Raw genomic sequence first — 21,900 nt, forward strand, 5'->3', positions numbered from 1 at the left:
CCGACGCCCGCGCGCCGGACGCGCTCAGGCGATGGCGCCGCCTTCGGCCCGCTGCGACCGGCGGCGCACGACGGCACCGCCCGCGCCCGTGCCGGGCGGCGGGAGGGAGTGCCGGTGGCGGCGACGACGGTGGACGCGGTCGTGATCGGCGCCGGGCACAACGGCCTGGTGGCGGCCAACCTGCTGGCCGACGCCGGCTGGGACGTCGTGGTGCTGGAGGCGACCGGCCACCCGGGCGGCGCGGTCCGGTCGGCGGCGGTGACCGCCCCCGGCTACCTCAGCGACCTCTACAGCTCGTTCTATCCGCTCGGCGTCGCCTCGCCGGTGCTGCGCGGGCTGGACCTGCACCGGTACGGCCTGGCCTGGCGGCACGCCCCGGCCGTGCTGGCCCACCTGCTGCCCGACGACCGGGCGGCGGTGCTGCACCGCGACCCCGCGGCCACCGCCGACTCCGTGGCGCGGTTCGCCCCCGGCGACGGGGAGCGCTGGCTGCACCTGTACGACGAGTGGCAGCGGATCTCGGCACCGCTGCTGGACAGCCTGTTCACCCCGTTCCCGCCGGTGCGTGCCGGTGCGGCGCTGCTGGGCCGGCTCGGCGTGGCCGGCGCGCTGCGGCTGGCGCGCCGGGCGGTGCTGCCGGTGGACCGGCTGGGCGAGGAGTTCTTCACCGGCGTCGGGGCGCCGGTGCTGCTGGCCGGCTGCGCACTGCACACCGACCTGGCGCCGTCCGACGCCGGCTCCGGGGTGTACGGCTGGCTGCTGGCCATGCTCGGCCAGCAGGTCGGCTGGCCGGTGGCGGCCGGCGGCGCCGGCCGGATCACCGACGCGCTGGTCGCCCGGCTGACCGAGCGGGGCGGCCGGGTACGGGTCGGGGAGCCGGTGGACCGGGTGCTGGTGGCCCGCGGCCGGGCCATGGGGGTGCGCTCCGCCGGCGGCGACTGGCGGGCGCGCCGGGCCGTGCTGGCCGACGTACCGGCGCCGGCGCTGCTGCTCGACCTGGTCGGCCCGCGCTGGCTGCCGCCCCGGCTGGTGGCCGACCTGGCCCACTTCCGCTGGGACGGCTCCACGGTGAAGGTCGACTGGGCGCTGTCCGGGCCGGTGCCGTGGACCAACCGGGACCTGGCCGGCGCCGGCACGGTGCACCTGGGCGGCGACCCGGCCGGGCTGCGCCGGTACGCCGCCGCGCTGGCCGCCGGCGACCTGCCGGACGACCCGTTCCTGCTGGTGGGCCAGATGGCGACCGCCGACGCCGGCCGGGCGCCGGCGGGTGGGGAGTCGCTGTGGGCGTACACCCACCTGCCGTTCCGCCGGGACTGGCCCGCGGGCGTGGTGGCCGAGCGGGTGGCCCGGATGGAGGCGCTTCTGGAACGGCACGCACCCGGCTTCGGCGCCCTGGTCCGGGGTCGGTACGTGGCGGGGCCGGGTGACCTGGAACGGGCCGAGCCGAGCCTGCTGGGCGGTGCGGTCGGCGGTGGCAGTTCCGCCGCGTACCAGCAGTTGGTGTGGCGCCCGGTGCCCGGCCTGGGCCGCGCCGACACGCCGATCGACCGGCTCTTCCTGGCCAGCGCGTCGGCGCATCCCGGCGGCGGGGTGCACGGCGGCCCGGGTCGAACGCCGCGCGGGCGGCGCTGGCCCGGGACCGGCCGGTCACCGGCGGCCTGTACGCCTCGGCGCTCGGCGCGGCGCACCGGGCGGTCTACCGGCCGTCCTGAGCGGCCCGACCCGCGGTGCCGGGGCGGGCCACGACTCCCGGGCGGGCCGGGACTCCCGGGCGGGCCACGACTCCCGGCCGGGCCACGTCACCGGACCGGGCCGGGACTTCCGGGTCGGGCCGGACCGCGCGCCTACCGGGTCAGTCCGCGGTGCCGGCTGCGCAGCCGGAACGGCATGAGCGCGCTTTCGATCTTGGTGGCGGTGGTCATCTTGGACGCGCCGTCCCGGCGCTCCTCGAACCGGATCGGCACCTCCACGATGGTGTGCCCCAGCTTGGTGGCCAGGTAGTGCATCTCCACCTGGAAGCTGTAGCCGTTGGACTGCACCCGGTCCAGGCCGATGTCCCGGAGCGCGTCCGCGTCCCAGATCTTGAACCCGGCGGTCAGGTCCCGGATCCGGACCCGCAGCAGGGTGTGCACGTACAGGTTGGCCCAGCCGCTCAGCGCGCGCCGGTAGATCGGCCAGGCCTCGTCGAGCTGGCCGCCGGGAACGTAGCGGGATCCGATCACCACACCGGCCTGGGTGGACAGCAACGCGCCGAGCATCCCCGGCAGCGCCTCCGGCGGGTGCGACAGGTCGGCGTCCATCTGCGCGACGTACTCGGCGCCGGAGGCCAGGGCGCGGCCGATCCCGTCGATGTACGCCCGGCCCAGTCCCTCCTTGCCGGGCCGGTGCACCACCTGGATCCGGTCCGGGTGCTCGACGGCGAGCTTGTCGGCGATCTCGCCGGTCCCGTCCGGCGAGTTGTCGTCGGCGATCAGGATGCTCATCCCCGGCAGCGGGAGCGCCAGCAGCCGCTCGACCAGCACAGGCAGGTTACCGGCCTCGTTGTAGGTCGGGACGACGACGGTCAGGCGCGCGTCCCCCACGGGGAGGGAAGCTGCACGGGAACGGTCATGCGGATCATCCTCGGTTCGCCAATTGGGGGTCAAGGGGAAGGGTACCGACTCGTGCCGAAAATGCCGCATCGGGTGCACACCGCAGCGAGCGGGCCGCGGACCGGTTAGCTTCTCGGGAGCGCGGGGTATCGCAGGCGACGAGCCGGGTGTCGCGGACGGACGAGAGGCGCGGCCCGGGCGGGTCGGGCAGGGGTTTACTTCTCCTACCCCAGGGAACGCGCCGCCCGTGCGCAACGACCGGGTTGACCCGCATCAGTGCAGGTCAGGCGCCAACGGCGCCGGCCTCGCACCGGCGCGGAGTGGACCGGGGGGCCGCGCCGCGCCGCTGTTCGACGCCGTCCTGTTCGACCGCGACGGCACGCTGGTGCACGACGTGCCGTACAACGGCGATCCCGAACTGGTGCGCCCGGTCGACGGCGCCCGCGCCGCGCTGGACCGGCTGCGCGACGCCGGCCTGCGGCTGGGCGTGGTGACCAACCAGTCCGGCCTGGCCCGCGGCCGGTTCACGGCCGCCGACCTGGCCCGGGTGCACGCCCGGCTGGATCGCCTGCTCGGTCCGTTCGACACGTGGCAGACCTGTCCGCACGCGTCCGGCGCGGGCTGTGAGTGCCGCAAGCCCGCGCCGGGCATGGTCGTCCGGGCGGCACGGGAGCTGGGTACCACCCCCGCCCGGTGCGTGCTGGTCGGCGACATCGGGGCGGACATGACCGCCGCCGCGGCGGCGGGGCCACCGGCATCCTGGTACCGACCCCGGTCACCCGCTCGGCCGAGGTCGCCGCGGCACCGGAGGTGGCCACCGACCTGGCCGACGCGGTCGAGCGGATCCTGCGCCGTCAGCGGCTGTTCGCCGGCTCCGGCTCCGTCACCGTCACCGGCGGTGGCGGCCGGCGACGCCGGTGCGTGCTGGTGGCCCGTACCGACTCGGCCGGCGACGTGCTGGTCACCGGCCCGGCGATCCGCGCCGTGGCGGCCGGCGCCGAGCGGGTGGTGATGCTCTGCGGCCCGCGCGGCCGGGCCGCCGCCGAACTGCTGCCCGGGGTCGACGAGCTGATCGAGTCGCCGCTGCCCTGGATCGACCCGCGGCCCGCGCCGGTCGACCGGGCCGGCCTGGACCGGCTCGTCGGGCTGCTGGCCGGGGCCGGCGCGGACGAGGCGGTGCTGTTCACCTCGTACCACCAGTCCGCGCTGCCGCTGGCCCTGCTGCTGCGGATGGCCGGGGTGGGCCGGATCAGCGCGATCAGCGACGACTATCCCGGCGCCCTGCTGGACGTGCGGCACCGGGTTCCGGCCGGCATTCCCGAGGCCGAACGCGCGCTGTCGCTGGCCGCCGCGGCCGGCTTCCGGCTGGCCGCCGGTGACGAGCCGGTGCTGCGCATCCGGACCGACCGGGTCGCTCCGGCCACCGTCGCTCCGGCGGGCGCGGGACCTGCCACCGCGGGACCGGACGGCGACCGGGGTACGTGGTGGTGCACCCCGGATCGTCGGTGCCGGCCCGTGGCTGCCCGCCCGAGGTGTCCGAACGGATCGTCGCGGCGCTCGCCACCGCCGGGCACCGGGTGCTGGTGACCGGCGGGTCGGGGAGCGGGCGCTGACCGCCCGGGTCGCCGGCCGGTACGGCGTCGACCTGGGCGGGCGTACCTCGCTGGCCGACCTGGCCGCCGTGCTCCGCGGCGCCGGCTGCCTGGTGGTGGCCAACACCGGCCCGGCGCACCTCGCCGCCGCGCTCGGCGTACCCGTGGTCAGCCTGTTCGCCCCCACCGTGCCGTTCGGACAGTGGGGCCCTACCGGGTCCCGGTGGTCCGGCTGGGTGCGGCGGCGGCGCCCTGCCGGGACAGCCGGGCCACCGAGTGTCCGGTGCCCGGTCACCCGTGCCTGGCCTCGGTCGACCCCGCCGAGGTGGTCGCCGCGGTCCGGCTGCTCGGCCTGCGCCCGGCGCCGTCCCGGTCCGACCGGCCGGTCCCGGTGCCGGCGGGCGGCCCGGCGGAGTCGGGGTCGGGACCGGCCGGTGGTCCGCCGGCGTCGGGGATGGGACCGGCCGGTGGTCCGCCGGTGCTGGCCGGCAGCGAGGTGGCGTCGTGAACATCCTGCTCTGGCACGTGCACGGCTCCTGGACCACGGCGTTCGTCCAGGGCAAGCACCGCTACCTGGTGCCGGTGACGCCGGACCGCGGCCCGTACGGGCTGGGCCGGGCGCGGACGTACCCGTGGCCCGACACGGCGATCGAGGTGACCCCTGACGAACTCGCGGACGAGGACGTGGACCTCGTCGTGCTGCAACGGCCGGAGGAACTGGAACTGGCCGCGCGGTGGCTGCGCCGCCGGCCCGGCCGGGACCTGCCGGCGGTCTACGTGGAACACAACACCCCCAAGGGGGACGTGCCGGTCTCCCGGCACCCGGTGGCCGACCGGGACGACCTGCTGCTGGTGCACGTCACGCACTTCAACGACCTGTTCTGGGACGCCGGCGGGACCCGCAGCACGGTCGTGGAGCACGGCATCGTGCCGCCGGCCGCGAGCTGGACCGGCGAGCTGGACCGGATCGGCGTGGTGGTGAACGAACCGGTCCGGCGCGGCCGGGTGACCGGGACCGACCTGCTGCCCCGGTTCGCCGAGCTGGCCCCGCTGGACGTGTACGGCATGGGGGTGGCCGGCCTGCCCGCGCATCTGGGCCTGGCCGACCGGATCACCCCGTACGACGATCCGCCGCAGGACCGGATGCACGCCGAGCTGGCCCGGCGCCGGCTCTACCTGCACCCGTGCCGGTGGACCTCGCTGGGGCTCAGCCTCATCGAGGCGATGACGATGGGGATGCCGGTGCTGGCGTTGGCGGTCACCGAGGCGGTGGTGGCGGTCCCGCCGGAGGCCGGCGTGCTCTCCACCCGGGTCGGTGACCTGGTGGAGGCCGCCCGGTGGCTGCTGGACGAGCCGGCGCAGGCCCGCCGGCTCGGCGAGCGGGCCCGGGCGGCGGCCCGCACCCGGTACGGCCTGGACCGGTTCCTGGCCGACTGGGACCGGCTGCTGGAGGAGGAGCTATGCGCATCGCGATGATCTCGGAGCACGCCAGCCCGCTCGCGGTGCTGGGTGGCGAGGACGCGGGTGGGCAGAACACCCACGTGGCCGAGCTGGCCACGGCGCTCGCCGCGGCCGGGCACGACGTGCGGGTGTACACCCGCCGGGACGACCCGGCGCTGCCCGCGGTGGCGCCGGTCCGTCCGGGTGTCACGGTGGTGCACGTGCCGGCCGGACCCGCGGCGCCGATGGCCAAGGACGACCTGCTGCCGCACATGGCGGAGTTCAGCCGGTGGCTGACCGCGGCCTGGGGCGGGGACTGGCGGCCGGAGGTGGTGCACGCGCACTTCTGGATGAGCGGCCTGGCCGGGATCACCGCGGGGCGCCACCGCGGCGTGCCGGTGGTGCTCACCTACCACGCGCTGGGCAGCGTGAAGCGCCGGCACCAGGGCGCGCAGGACACCAGCCCGCCGGGGCGGATCGGCTACGAGCGGGCGCTGGGCCGCGCGGTCGACCGGGTGATCGTGCAGAGCCGCGACGAGGTACGGGAGCTGACCCTGCTCGGCGTGCCGCGCGCCCGGCTGAGCGTGGTCCCGTCCGGGGTCAACCTGTCGGCGTTCGGGCCGACCGGCCCGGCCGCGCCCCGGGATCCGGGCCGGCCCCGGCTGCTCAGCGTCGGCCGGCTGGTCGAGCGCAAGGGCTTCCAGGACGTCATCGAGGCGATGCGGCTGGTCCCGGACGCCGAGTGCCTGATCATCGGCGGTCCGCCGGCCGACCTGCTGGACACCGATCCGCAGGCCCGGCGGCTGGCCGAGCTGATCGACCGGCACGGGCTGGCCGACCGGGTCCGGCTGCTCGGCGCGGTGCCCCGGGAACGGATGCCGTACTGGTACCGCTCCGCGGACCTGCTGGTGGCCGCGCCCTGGTACGAACCGTTCGGGCTCACCCCGCTGGAGGCGATGGCCTGCGGTGTACCGGTGGTGGGCACGGCGGTCGGCGGGCTCACCGACACGGTCGTGCCCGGACTCACCGGTGATCTCGTACCGGCGCGCGACCCGGCGGCCCTGGGCGGTGCGATCGCCCGGCTGCTCGCCGACCGGGTACGCCGGCACGCCTACGTCACCGCGGCGCTGGACCGGGCGCGGACCCGGTATTCCTGGCAGCGCACGGCGGACGAGCTCGGCGACGTGTACGCGAGCGTGGGCCGGGTGCGCGAACCCAGCCGGGTGGGCGCATGATGTCCGACGCGGCCGGCGTGCTGGACAACCACCTCGCCGGCCTCGCGGGCACGCTGCTGCCGTACCGGAAGGTGGCGGCCCGGCTCGGCCAGTGGGGCGGCGAACTGGCCTGGCGCCTGGGCCACGGCGGGCGGCTGCTGGTGGCCGGCAACGGGGGCAGCGCCGCCGAGGCGCAGCACCTGGCCGCCGAGCTGGTGGGCAAGCTGCGCGGCGACCGGGTGCCGCTGTCGGCGATCGTGCTCGGCGGCGATCCGTGCGGGCTGACGGCGCTGGGCAACGACTACGGCTTCCCGGAGGTCTTCGCCCGGCAGGTACGGGCGCACGGCCGCCCCGAGGACGTGCTGCTGCTGATGTCGACCAGCGGGCGCAGCGCCAACCTGATCAGCGCGTCCCGTGCCGGGGCCGAGATCGGCATGCGGTGCTGGGCGTTCACCGGCCCGGCCCCCAACCCGCTCGCCGACACCTGCGCCGACGTGCTCGCCGTGCCGTCGTCGGATCCGCAGGTGGTGCAGGAACTGCACCTGGTCTCCGTGCACGTGCTCTGCGACTACCTGGAGGAGGCGCTGCTCACCGTGCTCGGCCCCGCGGGCTGCGCGGCGCCGGCGATCCGGCCCGGCCCGCCGGCGGCGGCCGGCCCGGACCGCCCGGCGGTGGCCGGCCCGGACCTGCTGGGCGCCGGCCCGAACCTGCCGGCCGCCGACCCGGACCTGCTGGACGCCGACGCGGACCTGCCGGCCGCCGATCCGGACCTGCCGGCCGCGACCCCGGTACCGCCGGACGCGGAACCGGTCGTCCCGCCGGCCGGGGTCGAGGTGACCGTGGCGGACGTGTCCGACGGAACGGGTCCGGTCCGGTGAGCGCGGTGAACCCGCCGGGCACCTCGGCCCGGCGCAGCGGTCCGCTGGTCGTGCTCGGGGACACCCTGCTCGACCGGGACGTCGAGGGATGGTCAACCGGCTCTGTCCCGACTCGCCCGCGCCGGTGCTGGACGAGGGGGAGGCCGCCGACCGGCCCGGCGGCGCCGGCCTGGCGGCGCTGTTCGCGACCGGCCACGGATTCGAGGTCGCGCTGGTCACCGCGCTGGCCGACGACGCCGGCGCGGCCCGGCTGGCGAGCCTGCTCACCGCGGCCGGGGTCCGGCTGTACGCGCTGCCCATGCGGGGCAGCACGCCGGAGAAGATCCGGCTGCGCACCCGGGGCCAGGTGCTGCTGCGGCACGACCGCGGCGGCCCGGCCGGACCGCTGGGCGACCCCGCCGAGGCCGTCCTCGACGTGCTGGCCGACGCCGCGGCCGTGCTGGTGGCCGACTACGGGCGGGGGTGGCCCGGCATCCGGCGCTGCGGACCGCGCTGGCCGCCACCCGCGCCCCGGTGGTGTGGGATCCGCACCCGCGCGGGCCGGCGGCGGTCGGCGGGGTCCGGCTGGTCACGCCGAACGAGAACGAGGTACGGGAACTGGTGGGGATCGCGCCGGGCGGTTCGCGGCTGTCCGCGGCGGCCCGCGGCGCACAGGGCCTGCGCCAGCACTGGCGGGCGGCCGCCGTCGCGGTGACGCTCGGCGGAGACGGCGCCCTGCTCAGCCACGCCGGCTCGACCCCGCTGGTGGTCCGGGCGCCGGCGGCGGCGCCCGGCGACACCTGCGGTGCCGGCGACCGGTTCGCCGCCACCGCGACGGTGGCGCTGGCCGAGGGCGCGCTGGTCTCCGAGGCGGTCGAACGGGCGGTCGCGGAGGCGTCGGCGTACGTGGCCGGCGGCGGGGTGGCGACCGCGGTGCCGGCCGTGCGGTCGACCCTGGCGCCGGCCGAGGCCGTACCGGCCCGGCGCACCGGACCACCGCCGGCGCCGGAGCACCGGATCGGCGCCGCCGCGGCCGGCGCGGTGGTTTCCCGGGTACGCGCCCGGGGCGGGACGGTCGTCGCCACCGGCGGCTGCTTCGACCTGCTGCACGCCGGCCACCTGGCCACCCTGGAGGCGGCCCGCCGGCTCGGCGACTGCCTGGTCGTCTGCGTCAACTCGGACGCCAGCGTGGCCGGGCTGAAAGGGCCGGACCGGCCGGTGGTGCCGCAGGCCGACCGGGCGCGGCTGCTGGTGGCCCTGGGCTGCGTGGACGCCGTGGTGGTCTTCGACGAGACCACGCCGCACGCCGCGCTGTCCTGGCTGCGGCCGGACATCTGGGTCAAGGGTGGCGACTACGCGACCGGGGCGGGAGACGAACCACAACTGCCGGAGGCGGGAATCGTGCAACGCTGGGGTGGACAGACCGTGGTGGTGCCGTACCTGGACGGCCGCTCCACCACCGAGATGATCGCGGCGGCCCGCTCGGGCCGTGGTGCCGAATGACCGGCGCGGCGCCGCCCAGCGGGCCGTCGGTGCTGGTGACCGGCGGGTCCAGCGGACTCGGCGCGGCGGTGGTGGCCGGCGTGCTGTCCGCCGGTGGCCGCCCGTGCGTGCTGGACCGCCAGCCACCGGCCGACGGCCTGCCGTTCGTGCGGTGCGACCTGGCCGACACCCGGGCCGCCGAGGCGGCCACCCGGCAGATCGCCGAGCAGGTGGGCGGGCTGGACGGGCTGGTCACGGCGGCCGGGATGGACGTGCCCGGCCGGTTGACGCAGGTGCCGGCCGAGACCTGGGAACGGGTCGTGACGGTGGATCTGCTGGCCACCGCCGCGGTGATCCGGGCGGCCCTGCCGTACCTGGAACGCTCGGCCGGCCGGATCGTCACGGTCGCCTCCACCCTCGGGGTCAAGGCGGTCAGCGACGCCACCGCGTACTGCGCGGCCAAGTTCGGGGTGGTCGGCTTCACCCGGGCGCTCGCCGCCGAACTCTCCGGCACGGTCGGGGTGACCCTGCTGGTGCCCGGCGGCATGCGGACCGCCTTCTTCGACGAGCGCGACCCGCAGTACCGGCCGGGTCCGGACGCGCGGCTCAGCGACCCGGACCACGTGGCCAAGGCGGTGCTGTTCGCGCTGGGCCAGCCGCCGGGCTGCTCGATCCGGGAGATGGTGGTCTGCGCCGACGAGGAGACCTCGTACCCGTGATCCTGGTGCTCCGGGCGCTCGGCATCGGCGACCTGGCCACCGCCGTACCGGCGCTGCGCGGGCTGCGGCGGGCGCACCCGGACCGGCCGCTGGTGCTGGCCGCGCCGGACTGGCTGGCGCCGCTGGCCCGGCTGACCGGCTGTGTGGACCGGCTGGTCCCGGTCGCCGGGCTGGAGGACCGGGACGGGCGAGGGTTGGCGCGCCGGCTGGGCTCGCCGCCGTACTGGGCGGTCAACCTGCACGGCCGGGGACCCGAGTCGCACCGCCTGCTGGGCCGGGCGACGGGCGCGCCGCTGCGCGCCTTCGCCTGCCCGCAGGCCGGGCACCGGGACGGGCCGGCCTGGTCCGCCGACGAGCACGAGGTCCGTCGCTGGTGCCGGCTGCTTGACTGGTACGGCGTACCGTCCGACCCGGACGACCTGGATCTGCCCCGGCCCGGGTCGGCCGGGGTGCCGCGCGGGGTGACGGTGCTGCATCCCGGCGCCAAGGAACCGGCCCGCCGCTGGTCCGCGGGGCGGTTCGCGGCGGTGGCCCGGGAACTCGACCGGCTCGGCCACCGGGTCGTGGTCACCGGCTCACCGGCCGAACGGGACCTGGCGGGCGGGGTCGCCGAGGCGGCCGGCCTGCCGCCGGGCGCCGCCGTGACCGGCCTGGACCTGCCGGCCCTGGCGGCGCTGATCGCGCACGCGCGGCTGCTGGTCAGCGCGGACACCGGGGTGGCGCACCTGGCCACGGCGTACCGGACGCCCTCGGTGGTGCTGTTCGGACCGGTCCGCCCGGATCACTGGGGGCCGCCGGCCGGCCGGCCCTGGCATCGCGTCCTGTGGGCCGGCCCGGCCGACCGAGCGGGTACGGCCGAGCGGCTGCATCCGGCGCTGGCCGCCATCTGCCCGGACGAGGTGCTGGCGGCCGTGGCCGACGTGGACCGGCGAACGCGGCCCGACCCGGCCATGGCGGGTCGGGACTGACGGGTCGCGGGAGGCGTGCGGGAGGCGTGCGGGAGGCGATCCCGGGAGGCGTGCGGGAGGCGATCCCGGGAGGCGTGCGGGAGGCGTGCGGGAGGCGATCCGCGGACGTGAGGCGGCCACAGAAGCCGCCGCGCCAGGATCGAACACATCTTTTGCAGGTATGCCCGAGAGTAATTTTTATGACTCTCGGGTATGGCCGTCAAAGGTCATGTCGCTTTCGGCGAGCTACTGGCCGGTGCCGACCGCGGCCCGCCGGTCGATCAGGGCCGCCACGCCGTCGAGGATCCGGTCCAGGCCGAAGGTGAAGTCGGCCTCGGGGTCCTCGCCCTCGTCCTGGAGTTCGCCACCGGCGACCAGCCCGTGCAACTGCGGGAACCGGTCGGCGTCCAGCAGTCGGGCCAGCCGCCGGCCGTACGCGGCCATCGCCTCGTCGGGGCTGACCCCGCTGGCGTCGGCGGCCGCCGCGATGTCCAGGGTCACCTGCGCCCAGTAGCGCACGTAGCCGGCCAGCAGCATGGCGGTGGAGAGCCGCTCGGGGCCGGTGAGCCCGGTGTCGCGCGTGACGGCCAGGGCGCCTTCCAGCCAGCGGAGCTGGTTGGGCAGGATCGGTGGGGACTCCATCGGGACGTGGCGCAGCCACGGATGCCGCCGGTAGCTGTCGAGGACGGCCCGGGTCCACCGGTCGAGGGCGGACCGCCAGTCCGACCCGGCGGCGGGCTCGCTCCCGGGTCCGGTCCCGGGTCCGGTCGGCAGTTGCGGTGGCGGGCCGAACGCGGCGTCGGTCATGAGTTCCAGCAGCTCACCCTTGGCGCCGACGTACCGGTACAGGGCCATGGTCCCGGCGCCCAGTTCCCTGGCCACCCGGCCCATCGAGACCGCTCCGAGGCCGTCCGCCTCGGCCACCCCGATGGCCGCGCGCACGATGCGGTCCAGGCTGAGCGCGGGCCGGGGTCCCTTGCCCGGCCGGTCGCGCAGCCCCCAGGCGGCTTCGAGGCTCGCCGGCAGGCCGGTAGCGCTGTCGTCTTCCATCACTCCGCTTCCCTCGGGTTGACCGCCATCCTAGTTCCGCGTATACCTTACGCAGAAGCGCGTACGACGTACGCAGAAAAGGTGCGGAGGAACGGCGGTGGACGTGGTGAGCGGGGAAGAACTGCGGGCGGGGCGGAAGGAATGGGTCGGTTTCGGCGTGCTGGTGCTGCCGCTGCTGCTGGTCTCGATGGACGTGTCGGTGCTCTACTTCGCCGTACCGTTCCTCAGCCGGGAGCTGCGGCCCACCGGCACGGAGCAACTGTGGATCTTCGACATCTACGGCTTCGTGCTGGCCGGGCTGCTGGTCACGATGGGCGCGCTGGGCGACCGGATCGGCCGGCGCCGGCTGCTGCTGGTGGGCGCCGGCGCGTTCGGCGCGGCGTCGCTGCTGGCCGCGTACGCCGGCAGCGCCGAACTGCTCATCCTGGCCCGCGCGCTGCTCGGGATCGGCGGGGCCACCCTGATGCCGTCCACGCTCGGGCTGATCCGGGCGATGTTCCGGGACGACCGGCAGCGGGGCACGGCCATCGCCATCTGGACCGCGGCCATGACCGGCGGCGTCGCCATCGGCCCGGTGCTCAGCGGGCTGCTGCTGGAGCACTTCTGGTGGGGCTCGGTCTTCATGGTCAACCTGCCGGCGATGGCGTTGCTGCTGGTGCTCGGCCCGGTGCTGCTGCCCGAGCACCGCGCGCCGGCCCGGGCGCCTTCGACGTGCCGGGTTCGCTGCTGTCGCTGGCCGCCATCCTGCCGGTGATCTACGCGATCAAGGAGGTCGCCCGGTCCGGGTTCTCGGCCGTGCCGGTGCTGGCCGGCGTGGCGGGCGTCGCGTTCGGGATCATCTTCCTGCGCCGGCAGCGGCGGCGGCCGGATCCGATGATCGACCTGGCGCTCTTGCGGCGGCCCGCATTCGGTGGCTCGCTGCTGGTCAACGTGCTGGGCATGTTCGCCATGGTCGGCTTCGCCATCTTCACCACCCAGTACCTGCAACTGGTGGCCGGGATGAGCCCGCTGCGGGCCGCGCTGTGGAGCCTGGTGCCCACGGTCGCCGTGGGCGGGGTGGCGCCGCTGGCCGCCGGGCTCGCCGCCCGGCTCGGCCGGGCGTACGTCATGGCCGGCGGCTTCGTCGTGGCCGCGGCGGGCTTCGCGGCGCTGACCCGGGTGCCGGCCCGTCCGGGATCTGGCTGCTGCTGATCGGGGCCACCGGGTACGCGGCCGGCATCGTCGCGGTGATGTCCCTGGTCACCGACGTGGTGCTGGGCTCGGCGCCGCCGGCGCGGGCCGGCGCGGTGTCCGGACTGCTGGAGTCGGCGACGGAGTTCGCCGGAGCGCTCGGGATGGCCGTGCTGGGCAGCGTCGGCAGCGCGGTCTACCGGCGGGAGATCGGCGACTCACTCGAAGGGCTGCCGGCGGCCGCCGCCGATCCGGCCCGGGAGACGCTGGCCGGCGCGTTCACCGCCGCCGGAGGGCTGCCGGCGGAGACCGCGGGCGCGCTGCTGCGCGCCGCCCGGTCCGCCTTCCTCGCCGGCCTGCACGCCGCGGCCCTCGTCGCGCTCGTGCTGATGCTGCTGGCCGCCGCGCTGTGCGTGCTGCTGCTCCGGCACGCCGCCGCGGCGACCCCGCCGGCCCCGGCGGCGGCTGCGGCACCCGACGGCGCGGCGGACACGGCACCCGAGGGCGCGGCGGCCGTGGCCGTTGCATCCGGTCGGGGTCGTGCCGGCGACCCCGCCGGGCACCGGGTCAGTCGTTGAGCACGTGCGACAGTTCGTCGCGGAACCGGCGCTCCGACTCGCTGACGGTGTCGCCGCCCAACCCCAGGAACCCGCCGCTGGACGCGGCCGACACCACCTGCTCGGCGATCTCGACGAGCCACAGCTTGTACGCCCCGGCGTCGCCCTCGTGCGCCTTCGCGGTGAGCAGTCCGGCCGCCGCGCGGGCCCGACCCAGCACGTCCGAGATCATCGTGGCGGGGTCGTCGGGCTGGATGACCGGCAGTTCCTCACCGGTCTCCGGGTCGCCGGTGCGGTGCACCACCTCGCCGGCCACGGTCGCCACCAGCCGGCTCGCCGACTCCCGGCCCGTGCCGATGGCGTCCAGCCCGGCCGCGTTCTCCGCCATGGTGCGGCGGGTGCCGTCCGACTCGGCGGCGCTCGCCGCCGTCAACACCGCCTGCGGCAGGTTGACCAGCAGGCTCCACTCGTCGTCGGTGAACCCGAACTCGCTGTGCAACGGTTGGTCCGTCACGTCATCGTCCCCTGCGTTGGGCACCGTCGGTGCGTTCGACGGCAGCCAGCCTAGGTCAGCGGTCGCCGGCGGCGACCGTCAGTGGTCGTCGTGCCGCGCGGCGCGGCGCGGCACGGGTCGCGGTCGTGCCGCGCGAGGCGGCAGGTCGTGGTCGTGCCGCGCGAGGCGGCAGGTCGTGGTCGTGCCGCGCGAGGCGGCACCGGCGGTCGGCGGGCGGCCTCACCGGTCGTCCGCGGTGAGCAGGCCCTGCTGGCTCACCACCGGCACCGACAGGGTCTTGTAGCCGACCTCGTCGAACAGCACCGTCATCTTGTCCGCCTCGTAGCTGAGCACCAGCCCGGCACCCCACTCGGTGTGCCGCACCTGGCTGTGCACCGGGAACGGCCCGCTGGCGCCGTCGTCGGGGACGCTGGTGCCGGCGGCGCAGTTGTCGCAGTGCCCGCAGACGTGCGCCATCTGTTCGCCGAAGTAGGCCAGCAGGGTCTGCCCGCGGCAGGCGCGGGTCTCCGCGTACGCCCGCATCATGTCGGTCCGGGACCGCTGCACCGACTGCTGGCGCTCGGCCTCGGCGACCGCGGCGCGGGCCGCGTCGGCCGGCTCCGGGGCGTACCGGGGCGCGGTGATCATGTGGTTCGCGGCCGGCGCCGCCGCACCCACCTGTTCCAGCAGGCTGAGCAGGTTGCCCAGCTTGCGCGGGCCGAGCCCGGAGCGGTCGCGCAGCGTGCTGCGGGAGCCCGGCTTCTCGCGCAGCAGGGCGGCCAGGTCCCGCAGCTCGGTCTCGTCCGGGGTCCCGCCGGAGAAGAACCGGTGCAGCCCGATGTCCTCGGCCTGCCACAGCAGCAGCGCCCGGGCCGGCTCGCCGTCCCGCCCGGCGCGCCCGATCTCCTGCAGGTAGCTGTCCGGGGAGTCGGGCAGCGCCATGTGCACCACCCAGGCGATGTTCGGCTTGTCGATGCCCATCCCGAACGCCGAGGTCGCCACCATGATCGGTACGCGGTCGGCGAGGAACGCCTCGTGCAGTTCGTTCCGGGCGCCCGCGGCCATGCCGCCGTGGTAGAACTCGGCCGGGAAACCGGCCCGGGTGAGCCGCTCGGCCAGATCCTCGGCGGCCCGCCGGGTCGGCACGTAGATGATGCCCGGCCGGGTGTCCTCGCGCAGCAGCGCGATCAGCCGCCGCCACCGGTAGTTCTCGGTGGGGCAGTGCGCCACCTCGACGAAGATGTTCGGACGGTCCAGCCCGGAGGAGACGACCTTCGGGTCGCGCAGGCCGAGCCGCGCGATGATGTCCTCCCGCACCGGCGGGGAGGCGGTGGCGGTCAGCGCCACCACCGGCGGCCGGCCGAGGCCGCGGATCAGGTGGCCCAGGGCCAGGTAGTCCGGCCGGAAGTCGTGGCCCCACGCCGAGATGCAGTGCGCCTCGTCGACCGCGACCAGGGCCGGGCGCAGCGCGCGTACCTCGGCCATCCGCTCCTGGTTGGTCAACTGCTCGGGGGTGATGAACAGGAACTCGGCGGAACCGTCCCGGATCGCCTCAAGCGCCGCGGCCTGCTGCGCCGCCGACTCGTGCGAGCTGACCCGGACGGCGCGCAGTTCGGGGCGCTCCCGCTCGTTCAGCGAGGCGATCTGGTCCTGCTGCAACGCCAGCAGCGGTGAGATCACCACCGTGGGGCCGGGGATCAGGCTGGCCGGAATCTGGTAGATCGCCGACTTGCCCGCGCCGGTGGGCAGCACCACCAGGGTGTCCCGGCGCTTCATCACCGACCGCATGGCCGCGAGTTGGTTGGGACGCAGCGTCCGCCAGCCGAAGAGGCTCTTCGCGGCCCGCCGCAGGCGGCTCGAATTCAGTGGCAGCTTCATCGAGGGCCACTGCTACCCGCGGAAGATCCCCGCGAAACGACACCCACCGACCCGGCCCGCACCGGCGGGTCAGGCGGGCGTGGTGTCGGACTCCGGGGGCAGGGCGGCCACCGGCACGCCCTGCGCCACCGCCCAGTCCAGGGCGCGGCGGATCTGGTCGACCGGCAGCGGCCGCCGCCGGGTCACCGCGACCACGCAGGTGCCGCTGAACTGCACGAACGGGTACGTCCCGGCCAGGCCGCCGAGGTCCTTGCCGATCCGGTACGCCACCTGCAGCGCGTCCTCGGCCGACAGCGCCGGCATGATCAGCAGGAAGTCGCCCTCGCCGAACCGGGTCACCCGGTCGATCGGGCGCAGGCCGGCGGTCAGGACCTGCAGGACCGCCTGCAACTCGCGGGCGGCGCTGCGCCGGCCGAGCCGCTCCGGAGCCTCCGGCGGCTCGGCGACCCGGATCCCGACCAGCGCCACCGGCAGGGTGCCGGAGGCGGTCGTGCCGTCCATCCCGGTCCAGCGGCGCACCGCGGCCTCGTCGGCCAGACCGGTCAGGCCCGACTCGGCGGCCGGCCGGCGGGCGGCGTCGAGCTGCCGGCACAGGTCGTCCTGCCGGTCGAGGTTGCGCCCGATGCGGCTCACCAGCAGCCGGACGGCGGCCTCGGTGCGGCTCTCGCCGGGCGTGGCCGGCAGGTCGCGGACCCGGGTCAGGGTGTCGTCGATGCCGGCCAGGGCCGGCGGCGGCAGCCGGTCGGCGAGCGCCCGGCGCAGCCGGACCAGCTCGTGCAGCGCGTCGTCGCGGCGGAAGTGCCACCGTCCGTCGAACAGCCGGCCGCCCTCCAGGGTGGTCGAGGCCGGCGCGACCTCCTCGCGGTCGTGGGCCACCAGCATGGCCCCGAACCGCGGGGTGAGCGCCACCACCGTCCACTCCCGAGCCAGTTCCTCGGTCGCGGCCAGCCGCACCGGGTACGCCCCGTCCGGCACGGCCGGCGGCTGGTCGGCCACCAGACCGATCACCGTGGTTACGCTCTGTGCGGCGATCCGGCCGTACACGGCGCGTTCCCGCTCGAAGTACGGCGCCCGCTGGAACATCGCCACGACGACGAGCGGTCCGTCCTCGGCGGCGGCCAGCGCCGCGCGCTCGATCGCATGCGACACCTCGACCATGGTGCGCTTGTTGAGCCGTTCGGTAGGTCGTCCACTGTCCGCCACCCGGCGGAGCCTACGGCACCAGGGAAAATAGCGCTGCGTCGCCGGTGGGGCGGCTACCATCGCGCGATGCACAGCGCGATCGAGGTACGTGAGTTGGCCGAGCCCGACCTGGCGGCGGCCTGGCGGTTGGGCCGGCTGGCCTTCGGCGGTCCGCCCGACATGCCGCCGGTGGTGCACCCCCGACCCGGGATGACCCGCTGGGGCGCCTTCGACGCCACCGGCCGGTTGGTCGGCAAGGCCACCGACCTTCATCACACACAGTGGTGGTCGGGCCGCGCGGTGCCGTGCGCCGACGTCGCCGGGGTGGCCGTGCTGCCGGAGGCCCGCGGCAGCGGCGTGGCACGGGCGGTGCTGACCGCGCTGCTGCGCGCGGCCCGGGACCGCGGCGCCGCGGTGAGCGCGCTCTTCCCGACGGTCGCCGCGCCGTACCGGGCGCTGGGCTGGGAGATCTGCGGCACGATGCGCACGGTCGACCTGGCCACCGCCACGCTGCCCCGGCCGCGTCCGGGCCTCGCCCCGACCGCGCGGCCCGGCACCCCCGCGGACCTGCCGGCCGTGCGCCGGCTGTATGAGGAGTACGCCCGGCACCGGTGCGGTCTGCTGGCCCGCCGGGGCGGCTGGTACGGCGAGGACTGGACCGGGGAACTGCTGACCGAGTCCGACGGGCTCACCGTGGTCGAGGAGGCGGGCCGGCTGGTGGGCTACGCGGTCTGGCAGCGGGGCCGCGGGTACGACGCCGAGGCGGTGCTCACCGTCGAGGACATGGTGGCCGCGGGGCCGGACGCGGCGCAGGTGCTGCTGGGTGTGCTGGGTAGCTGGGACAGCGTCGCGCCGACCCTGCGGCTGCCGGCGCCGCAGTTCGACGCGGTGAGCGCCCGGCTGCCGTTGTCCGCCGGCCGGGACCGGTCCCGGCACCCGTGGATGCACCGGCCGGTGGACGTGGTCCGGGCGGTCGCGGACCGGGGTTGGCCGGTCGCCGTGCGCGGCGCCGTGGAGTTCGGCCTGGCCGACCCGGTCGCGCCGTGGAACTCCGGCGGCTGGCGCCTGGAGATCGCCGACGGCCGGGGCTCCCTGACCCCTGTCGAGCACGGCGAACCGGACCTGGCGCTCACCCCGGGCGGCTTCGCGCTGCTGTACTGCGGCGCGGCCGGGGCGGCCGCGCTGGTGGAGGCGGGTCTGCTGCGGTGCTCGGCCGGTGCCGATCCGGCGGCGCTGGACCTGCTCGGCTGCGGCCCGCACGCCCAACTGCTCGACTACTTCTAGATCCTCGGCAAGGCCACCGGTTCTAGATCCTCGGCAAGGCCGACGAGCCGATCATGCGCGGCTCACTTGCGGCCGAACATCGCGCGGATCGCCGCCACCAGGAAGACCACGCCGGCGATCGCGCCGACGATCCGGACGCCGGGAATGTCGTACCAACTGGTGTCGGCTGCCGCCGCGAGCCGGCTGGGGTCCATGACCCGAACTCTGCCACGCCGCCCGCACCGCGCGCCATGTCCGGATCCGGGGTGTCGGGCGGCCCGCGGTCAGTTCCCGGCGGCCAGCAGGTCCCGGTACTCCGGATGCCGCTCGATGAAGGAGGCGATGAACGGGCACCGCGCCACCACCCGCTCGCCGCGCTCGCGTACCTGGTCCAGGGCGCCGCGGGCGAGCGCGCTGCCCACCCCGCGACCCTCGTACGCCGGATCCACCTCGGTGTGGGTGAAGACGGTCACACCCGGACGCTGGTCGTAGGCGGCGAAGCCGGCCGGGCTGTCGTCCACCAGGATCTCGAACCGGTGCCGTGCGGGGTTGTCCTCGACGAGCATGCTCATCGCGCCATTGTGCGCGAAAGAACGCCATTGCGCGCGAAAGGAGCGGGCCCCGCGTCCTCACCCTGCCCGGATACCGCCGACCGCCTCGTACCCTTGTCCGATGATCCGAGGCAGCAACCCCCCGATGCTGGCGGACCCGGGCCGCATCCCCCGGCAGCGCCGCGCCGCCGTGGCCGCCCTGGCCGCCGGGGCCGCCGGGGGCCGCCGCGGTGCCGTGGCTGCGGTGGCCGCCGGGGGCCGGACTGCCGCGGCGGCCGTGGGAAGCCGGCCGGCCGCTGTGCTCGCGGCCGTGGCGCTCGGCCTCACCGCCGTCGCCGGCTGCGGCGCGCAGTACACGGAGAAGGAGTGCGGGCCGGACTACTGCCTGGTCACCTTCGACCGCGGGTGCAGGCCGAGACCAGCGTGCTCGGGGTGCCCGCCCGGTTGATCGGCGCGGACACCGACACGGTGACCGTGGAGGTGGCCGGCCAGCAGATCGTGCTCGCCACCGACGACCAGGCGGCGCGGGTGGCCGGACTGTACGTCTCCGTCGAGGCGGTCAACGGCGAGGAGGCCGTGATCCGGGTCGGGCGTACCCGTAGCTCGTGACGCCTCGGGCGTACCCGTGGCTCGTGACGCGTCGGGCGTGCCCGTGGCGCGCGGGCCGGGCCGGCCACGTTTGAAAACCCGCCTCATCGGTGATTGTCGGGGCCATGTCCGCCACCTCTGGAACGCACGCCACCGCAGCCCGAGCCACCAACAACAAGCCGCTGGAACTGCTCGCCCGAGCCGGCTTCATCGGATACGGCATCGTGCATCTGCTGTTCGCGTGGCTGGCGCTGCAGATCGCCTTCGGCGGCACCGGCCAGGAGGGCGACCAGACCGGCGCGATGCAGACCCTGGCCGGCCAGCCGTTCGGCAAGTTCCTGCTGGTGCTCATCGGGGTGGGCATGGCCGCCATGGCGCTGTGGCAGGCGCTGGAGGCCGCGGTCGGGCACCGCACGGAACGCGGGCGGTCCCGGGTGCTCGAACGGCTCTCGTCCGCCGGCCGCACCCTGGTCTACGCCTGGTTCACCTGGACGGCCTTCAAGATCGTCGCTGACGCGCAGGGCTCCGGCGCGGACAAGCAGGAGTCGTTCTCCGCGCAGTTGATGTCGCACACCGGCGGGCGCTGGCTGGTCGGCCTGGTCGGCCTGGGCGTGCTGGCCCTCGGCGTGGGGATGGTCGGCTACGGCTGGAAGCGCAAGTTCCAGGAGAAGCTGCGCACCGAGCGGATGAGCGCACGCACCCGGACGCTGGCCCGGCGCCTGGGTGCCGCCGGGTACGGCGCGAAGGGGACCGTGCTGGCCGTCGCCGGTGCGCTGGTGGTGACCGCCGCGGTGACGTACGACCCGGAGCGGGCCCGCGGCCTGGACGCCGCCCTGCGCACCATGGCCGACCACTCGTGGGGGCCCTACCTGCTCGCCCTGATGGCGCTGGGTATCGTGGCGTTCGCCGCCTTCTGCGTCATCCAGGCCCGTTACCGGAAGGTGTGACCTGCCGGGCGTGACCTGGACGTCCGGGTAGGGGTCGGGGCATCCTGAGATGCCGCCGACCCCTTTCCGTCACCGGAACGAGGAGACAGGAATCCCGTGCAGCCCTATCTCTGGACGCTTGCGGCCGCCGTGGGAGCGGCGGTCATCGCAATGCTGGCAGCCCAGATCGTCCATCGGGTGATCCGGCGCCTCGGCCGGCACTCGGTGCTGCTGGCCGAACTGGCCGAGCACGTGCGCCGACCGTTCCGGATCGCCGCGACGACCTTCGCGGTGCAGATCGCGGTGCGGATCGGCACCGGCCAGTTCGCCGTCGGCACGGCATGGCGGCAGACGCTGCTGCACTTCCTGGTGCTGCTGGTGATCGCCGCAACGGCCTGGCTGGTCGGGTCGCTGCTGCTGGCCGTGGAGGACACCGCGCTGGCCCGGTTCCGCACCGACGTGCCGGACAACCGCCAGGCGCGGCGGCTGCGTACCCAGATCAACCTGCTCCGCCGGCTCACCGTGGCGATCATCGTGGTGCTCGCCGTGGCGGTCGCGCTGATGACCTTCCCGTCGGTACGCGGCGTCGGCGCCAGCGTGCTGGCCTCGGCCGGCGTCATCGGCGCCATCACCGCGCTGGCCGCGCAGAGCGTCATGTCCAACGTCTTCGCGGGGCTGCAACTGGCGTTCAGCGACGCCGTCCGGCTCGACGACGTGGTGGTCGTGGAGGGGGAGTGGGGCCGGATCGAGGAGCTGACCCTCAGCTACGTGGTGGTGCACATCTGGGACGACCGCCGGCTCGTGCTGCCCACCTCCTACTTCACCACCACCCCGTTCCAGAACTGGACCCGGACCCAGGCGGCGGTGCTGGGCACCGCCATGTTCGACGTCGACTGGGCGGTCCCGGTGCAGCCGATGCGGGAGGAACTGCGCCGGCTGGTGGAGGGGACCGAATTGTGGGACGGGCGGGTCTGCGTGCTGCAGGTCGTCGACGCCGTTGGCGGCGTGGTCCGGGTCCGCGCGGTGGTCAGCGCGGCGGACGCCGGCCGGCTGTGGGACCTGCGCTGTCTCGTCCGGGAGCATCTGGTGGGCTGGATCCGCGACCAGCGGCCGGTGGCGATGCCGCGGCTGCGCACCGAGATCGGCGACGCCGGCAGCCAGCTTCCCTGGCAGCGGGTCCAGGCGCGGCGCTCGGGGAAGTCCCGGAACGAGAGTGAGGCGCCGAGCGACGCGCGGGTCTTCGGGGCAGCGACGACGGCGACGCGCGCAGCAGCACGTTCGTCGGCCCGGAGGAGCCGGTCAACGCCGCGCCGTCGCGGCCGTAGCCCGGCGATCCGGGGCCATCGCCCTGTTCATCCCGTCCGCTCCTTTCACGAAACGGGTCCGTCCGGTACGGGTTC

18 protein-coding genes and 5 pseudogenes are annotated in these 21,900 nt (G+C 75.8%); 16 read left to right on the forward strand and 7 right to left on the reverse strand.

What is annotated here, in order from left to right; translation table 11 throughout:
* The first annotated feature begins 108 nt into the window (after positions 1-108).
* Positions 109-1,712: pseudogene (locus CIK06_RS10835) on the forward strand (phytoene desaturase family protein).
* 132 nt (positions 1,713-1,844) lie between these two features.
* On the opposite strand, the pseudogene CIK06_RS10840 reads toward CIK06_RS10835, so the two are convergent.
* Positions 1,845-2,611: pseudogene (locus tag CIK06_RS10840) on the reverse strand (polyprenol monophosphomannose synthase).
* Between the two features lie 227 nt (positions 2,612-2,838).
* Here CIK06_RS10840 and CIK06_RS10845 point away from each other — a divergent pair.
* From CIK06_RS10845 to CIK06_RS10875, 7 genes and pseudogenes are all read left to right on the forward strand, one after another.
* Positions 2,839-4,610: pseudogene (locus CIK06_RS10845) on the forward strand (HAD-IIIA family hydrolase); the annotation flags it as partial.
* Between the two features lie 77 nt (positions 4,611-4,687).
* On the forward strand, positions 4,688-5,659 hold the full coding sequence (locus CIK06_RS10850; RefSeq protein WP_095564722.1) for a glycosyltransferase: 972 nt from the start codon (positions 4,688-4,690) through the stop codon (positions 5,657-5,659).
* On the forward strand, positions 5,644-6,858 hold the full coding sequence (locus tag CIK06_RS10855; protein WP_095564723.1) for a glycosyltransferase: 1,215 nt from the start codon (positions 5,644-5,646) through the stop codon (positions 6,856-6,858). Before CIK06_RS10850 ends, CIK06_RS10855 begins: the two co-directional genes overlap by 16 nt.
* Positions 6,858-7,715: an SIS domain-containing protein gene (locus CIK06_RS10860; protein WP_095564724.1), complete on the forward strand. Its 858-nt coding sequence runs from the start codon at positions 6,858-6,860 to the stop codon at positions 7,713-7,715. Before CIK06_RS10855 ends, CIK06_RS10860 begins: the two co-directional genes overlap by 1 nt.
* A 5-nt stretch (positions 7,716-7,720) precedes the next feature.
* Positions 7,721-9,197, forward strand: a pseudogene (locus tag CIK06_RS10865) (PfkB family carbohydrate kinase).
* The gene (locus CIK06_RS10870; protein WP_095564725.1) at positions 9,194-9,895 is read left to right on the forward strand and encodes an SDR family oxidoreductase; all 702 of its coding nucleotides are present in this window, start codon (positions 9,194-9,196) and stop codon (positions 9,893-9,895) included. Before CIK06_RS10865 ends, CIK06_RS10870 begins: the two are co-directional and overlap by 4 nt.
* Positions 9,892-10,863: a glycosyltransferase family 9 protein gene (locus CIK06_RS10875; protein ID WP_095564726.1), complete on the forward strand. Its 972-nt coding sequence runs from the start codon at positions 9,892-9,894 to the stop codon at positions 10,861-10,863. Before CIK06_RS10870 ends, CIK06_RS10875 begins: the two co-directional genes overlap by 4 nt.
* Positions 10,864-11,088: 225 nt before the next feature.
* On the opposite strand, the gene CIK06_RS10880 is transcribed toward CIK06_RS10875, so the two are convergent.
* Positions 11,089-11,892: a TetR/AcrR family transcriptional regulator gene (locus CIK06_RS10880; protein ID WP_095564727.1), complete on the reverse strand. Its 804-nt coding sequence runs from the start codon at positions 11,890-11,892 to the stop codon at positions 11,089-11,091.
* Between the two features lie 97 nt (positions 11,893-11,989).
* On the opposite strand from CIK06_RS10880, the gene CIK06_RS29910 reads away from it, so the two are divergent.
* Genes CIK06_RS29910 through CIK06_RS29920 form a run of 3 tightly spaced genes read left to right on the forward strand, consistent with a single transcriptional unit; the run spans position 11,990 to position 13,640 of the window.
* Positions 11,990-12,646, forward strand: coding sequence for an MFS transporter (locus CIK06_RS29910; protein ID WP_198348186.1), 657 nt, complete (start codon positions 11,990-11,992; stop codon positions 12,644-12,646).
* On the forward strand, positions 12,604-13,083 hold the full coding sequence (locus CIK06_RS29915; protein ID WP_198348187.1) for a hypothetical protein: 480 nt from the start codon (positions 12,604-12,606) through the stop codon (positions 13,081-13,083). The genes CIK06_RS29910 and CIK06_RS29915 overlap by 43 nt, the downstream gene beginning before the upstream one ends.
* A gap of 38 nt (positions 13,084-13,121) precedes the next feature.
* The gene (locus CIK06_RS29920; protein WP_198348188.1) at positions 13,122-13,640 is read left to right on the forward strand and encodes a hypothetical protein; all 519 of its coding nucleotides are present in this window, start codon (positions 13,122-13,124) and stop codon (positions 13,638-13,640) included.
* Here the strand turns inward: CIK06_RS29920 and CIK06_RS10890 are convergent.
* From CIK06_RS10890 to CIK06_RS10900, 3 genes are all read right to left on the reverse strand, one after another.
* Positions 13,630-14,133 carry a hypothetical protein gene (locus CIK06_RS10890; RefSeq protein ID WP_095564728.1) on the reverse strand — a complete coding sequence of 168 codons (504 nt, stop codon included), beginning with the start codon at positions 14,131-14,133 and terminating at the stop codon, positions 13,630-13,632. The genes CIK06_RS29920 and CIK06_RS10890 overlap by 11 nt on opposite strands.
* 219 nt (positions 14,134-14,352) lie before the next feature.
* Positions 14,353-15,990: an ATP-dependent DNA helicase RecQ gene (locus tag CIK06_RS10895; RefSeq protein WP_095564729.1), complete on the reverse strand. Its 1,638-nt coding sequence runs from the start codon at positions 15,988-15,990 to the stop codon at positions 14,353-14,355.
* A gap of 69 nt (positions 15,991-16,059) precedes the next feature.
* Complete coding sequence (locus CIK06_RS10900; RefSeq protein ID WP_232534145.1) at positions 16,060-17,193, reverse strand: DICT sensory domain-containing protein; 1,134 nt, start codon at positions 17,191-17,193, stop codon at positions 16,060-16,062.
* A 66-nt stretch (positions 17,194-17,259) separates the two neighbouring features.
* Between CIK06_RS10900 and eis the strand changes: the two genes are divergently transcribed.
* Positions 17,260-18,456 (forward strand): enhanced intracellular survival protein Eis, encoded by a 1,197-nt coding sequence (gene eis / locus CIK06_RS10905; RefSeq protein WP_232534146.1) that lies wholly within the window; start codon positions 17,260-17,262, stop codon positions 18,454-18,456.
* A gap of 62 nt (positions 18,457-18,518) precedes the next feature.
* Here eis and CIK06_RS31860 read toward each other — a convergent pair whose 3' ends face one another.
* Both CIK06_RS31860 and CIK06_RS10910 read right to left on the reverse strand, forming a co-directional pair.
* On the reverse strand, positions 18,519-18,650 hold the full coding sequence (locus CIK06_RS31860; RefSeq protein WP_255408570.1) for a hypothetical protein: 132 nt from the start codon (positions 18,648-18,650) through the stop codon (positions 18,519-18,521).
* A gap of 69 nt (positions 18,651-18,719) precedes the next feature.
* The gene (locus CIK06_RS10910) at positions 18,720-19,007 is read right to left on the reverse strand and encodes a GNAT family N-acetyltransferase (protein WP_095564731.1); all 288 of its coding nucleotides are present in this window, start codon (positions 19,005-19,007) and stop codon (positions 18,720-18,722) included.
* Positions 19,008-19,107: 100 nt separating this feature from the next.
* Here CIK06_RS10910 and CIK06_RS30870 point away from each other — a divergent pair, with 100 nt between their 5' ends.
* The 4 genes and pseudogenes from CIK06_RS30870 to CIK06_RS10925 all read left to right on the forward strand — a co-directional run bounded on the left by CIK06_RS30870 (position 19,108) and on the right by CIK06_RS10925 (position 21,825).
* Positions 19,108-19,434, forward strand: coding sequence for a hypothetical protein (locus CIK06_RS30870; protein ID WP_232534147.1), 327 nt, complete (start codon positions 19,108-19,110; stop codon positions 19,432-19,434).
* Positions 19,419-19,595: a hypothetical protein gene (locus CIK06_RS30875; protein WP_232534148.1), complete on the forward strand. Its 177-nt coding sequence runs from the start codon at positions 19,419-19,421 to the stop codon at positions 19,593-19,595. The genes CIK06_RS30870 and CIK06_RS30875 overlap by 16 nt, the downstream gene beginning before the upstream one ends.
* Positions 19,596-19,699: 104 nt before the next feature.
* On the forward strand, positions 19,700-20,521 hold the full coding sequence (locus tag CIK06_RS10920) for a DUF1206 domain-containing protein (protein ID WP_095564732.1): 822 nt from the start codon (positions 19,700-19,702) through the stop codon (positions 20,519-20,521).
* Between the two features lie 96 nt (positions 20,522-20,617).
* Positions 20,618-21,825 (forward strand): annotated as a pseudogene (locus CIK06_RS10925) (mechanosensitive ion channel family protein).
* The last annotated feature ends 75 nt before the right edge of the window (positions 21,826-21,900 follow it).

Source organism: Plantactinospora sp. KBS50 (assembly GCF_002285795.1).
Lineage (GTDB): Bacteria > Actinomycetota > Actinomycetes > Mycobacteriales > Micromonosporaceae > KBS50.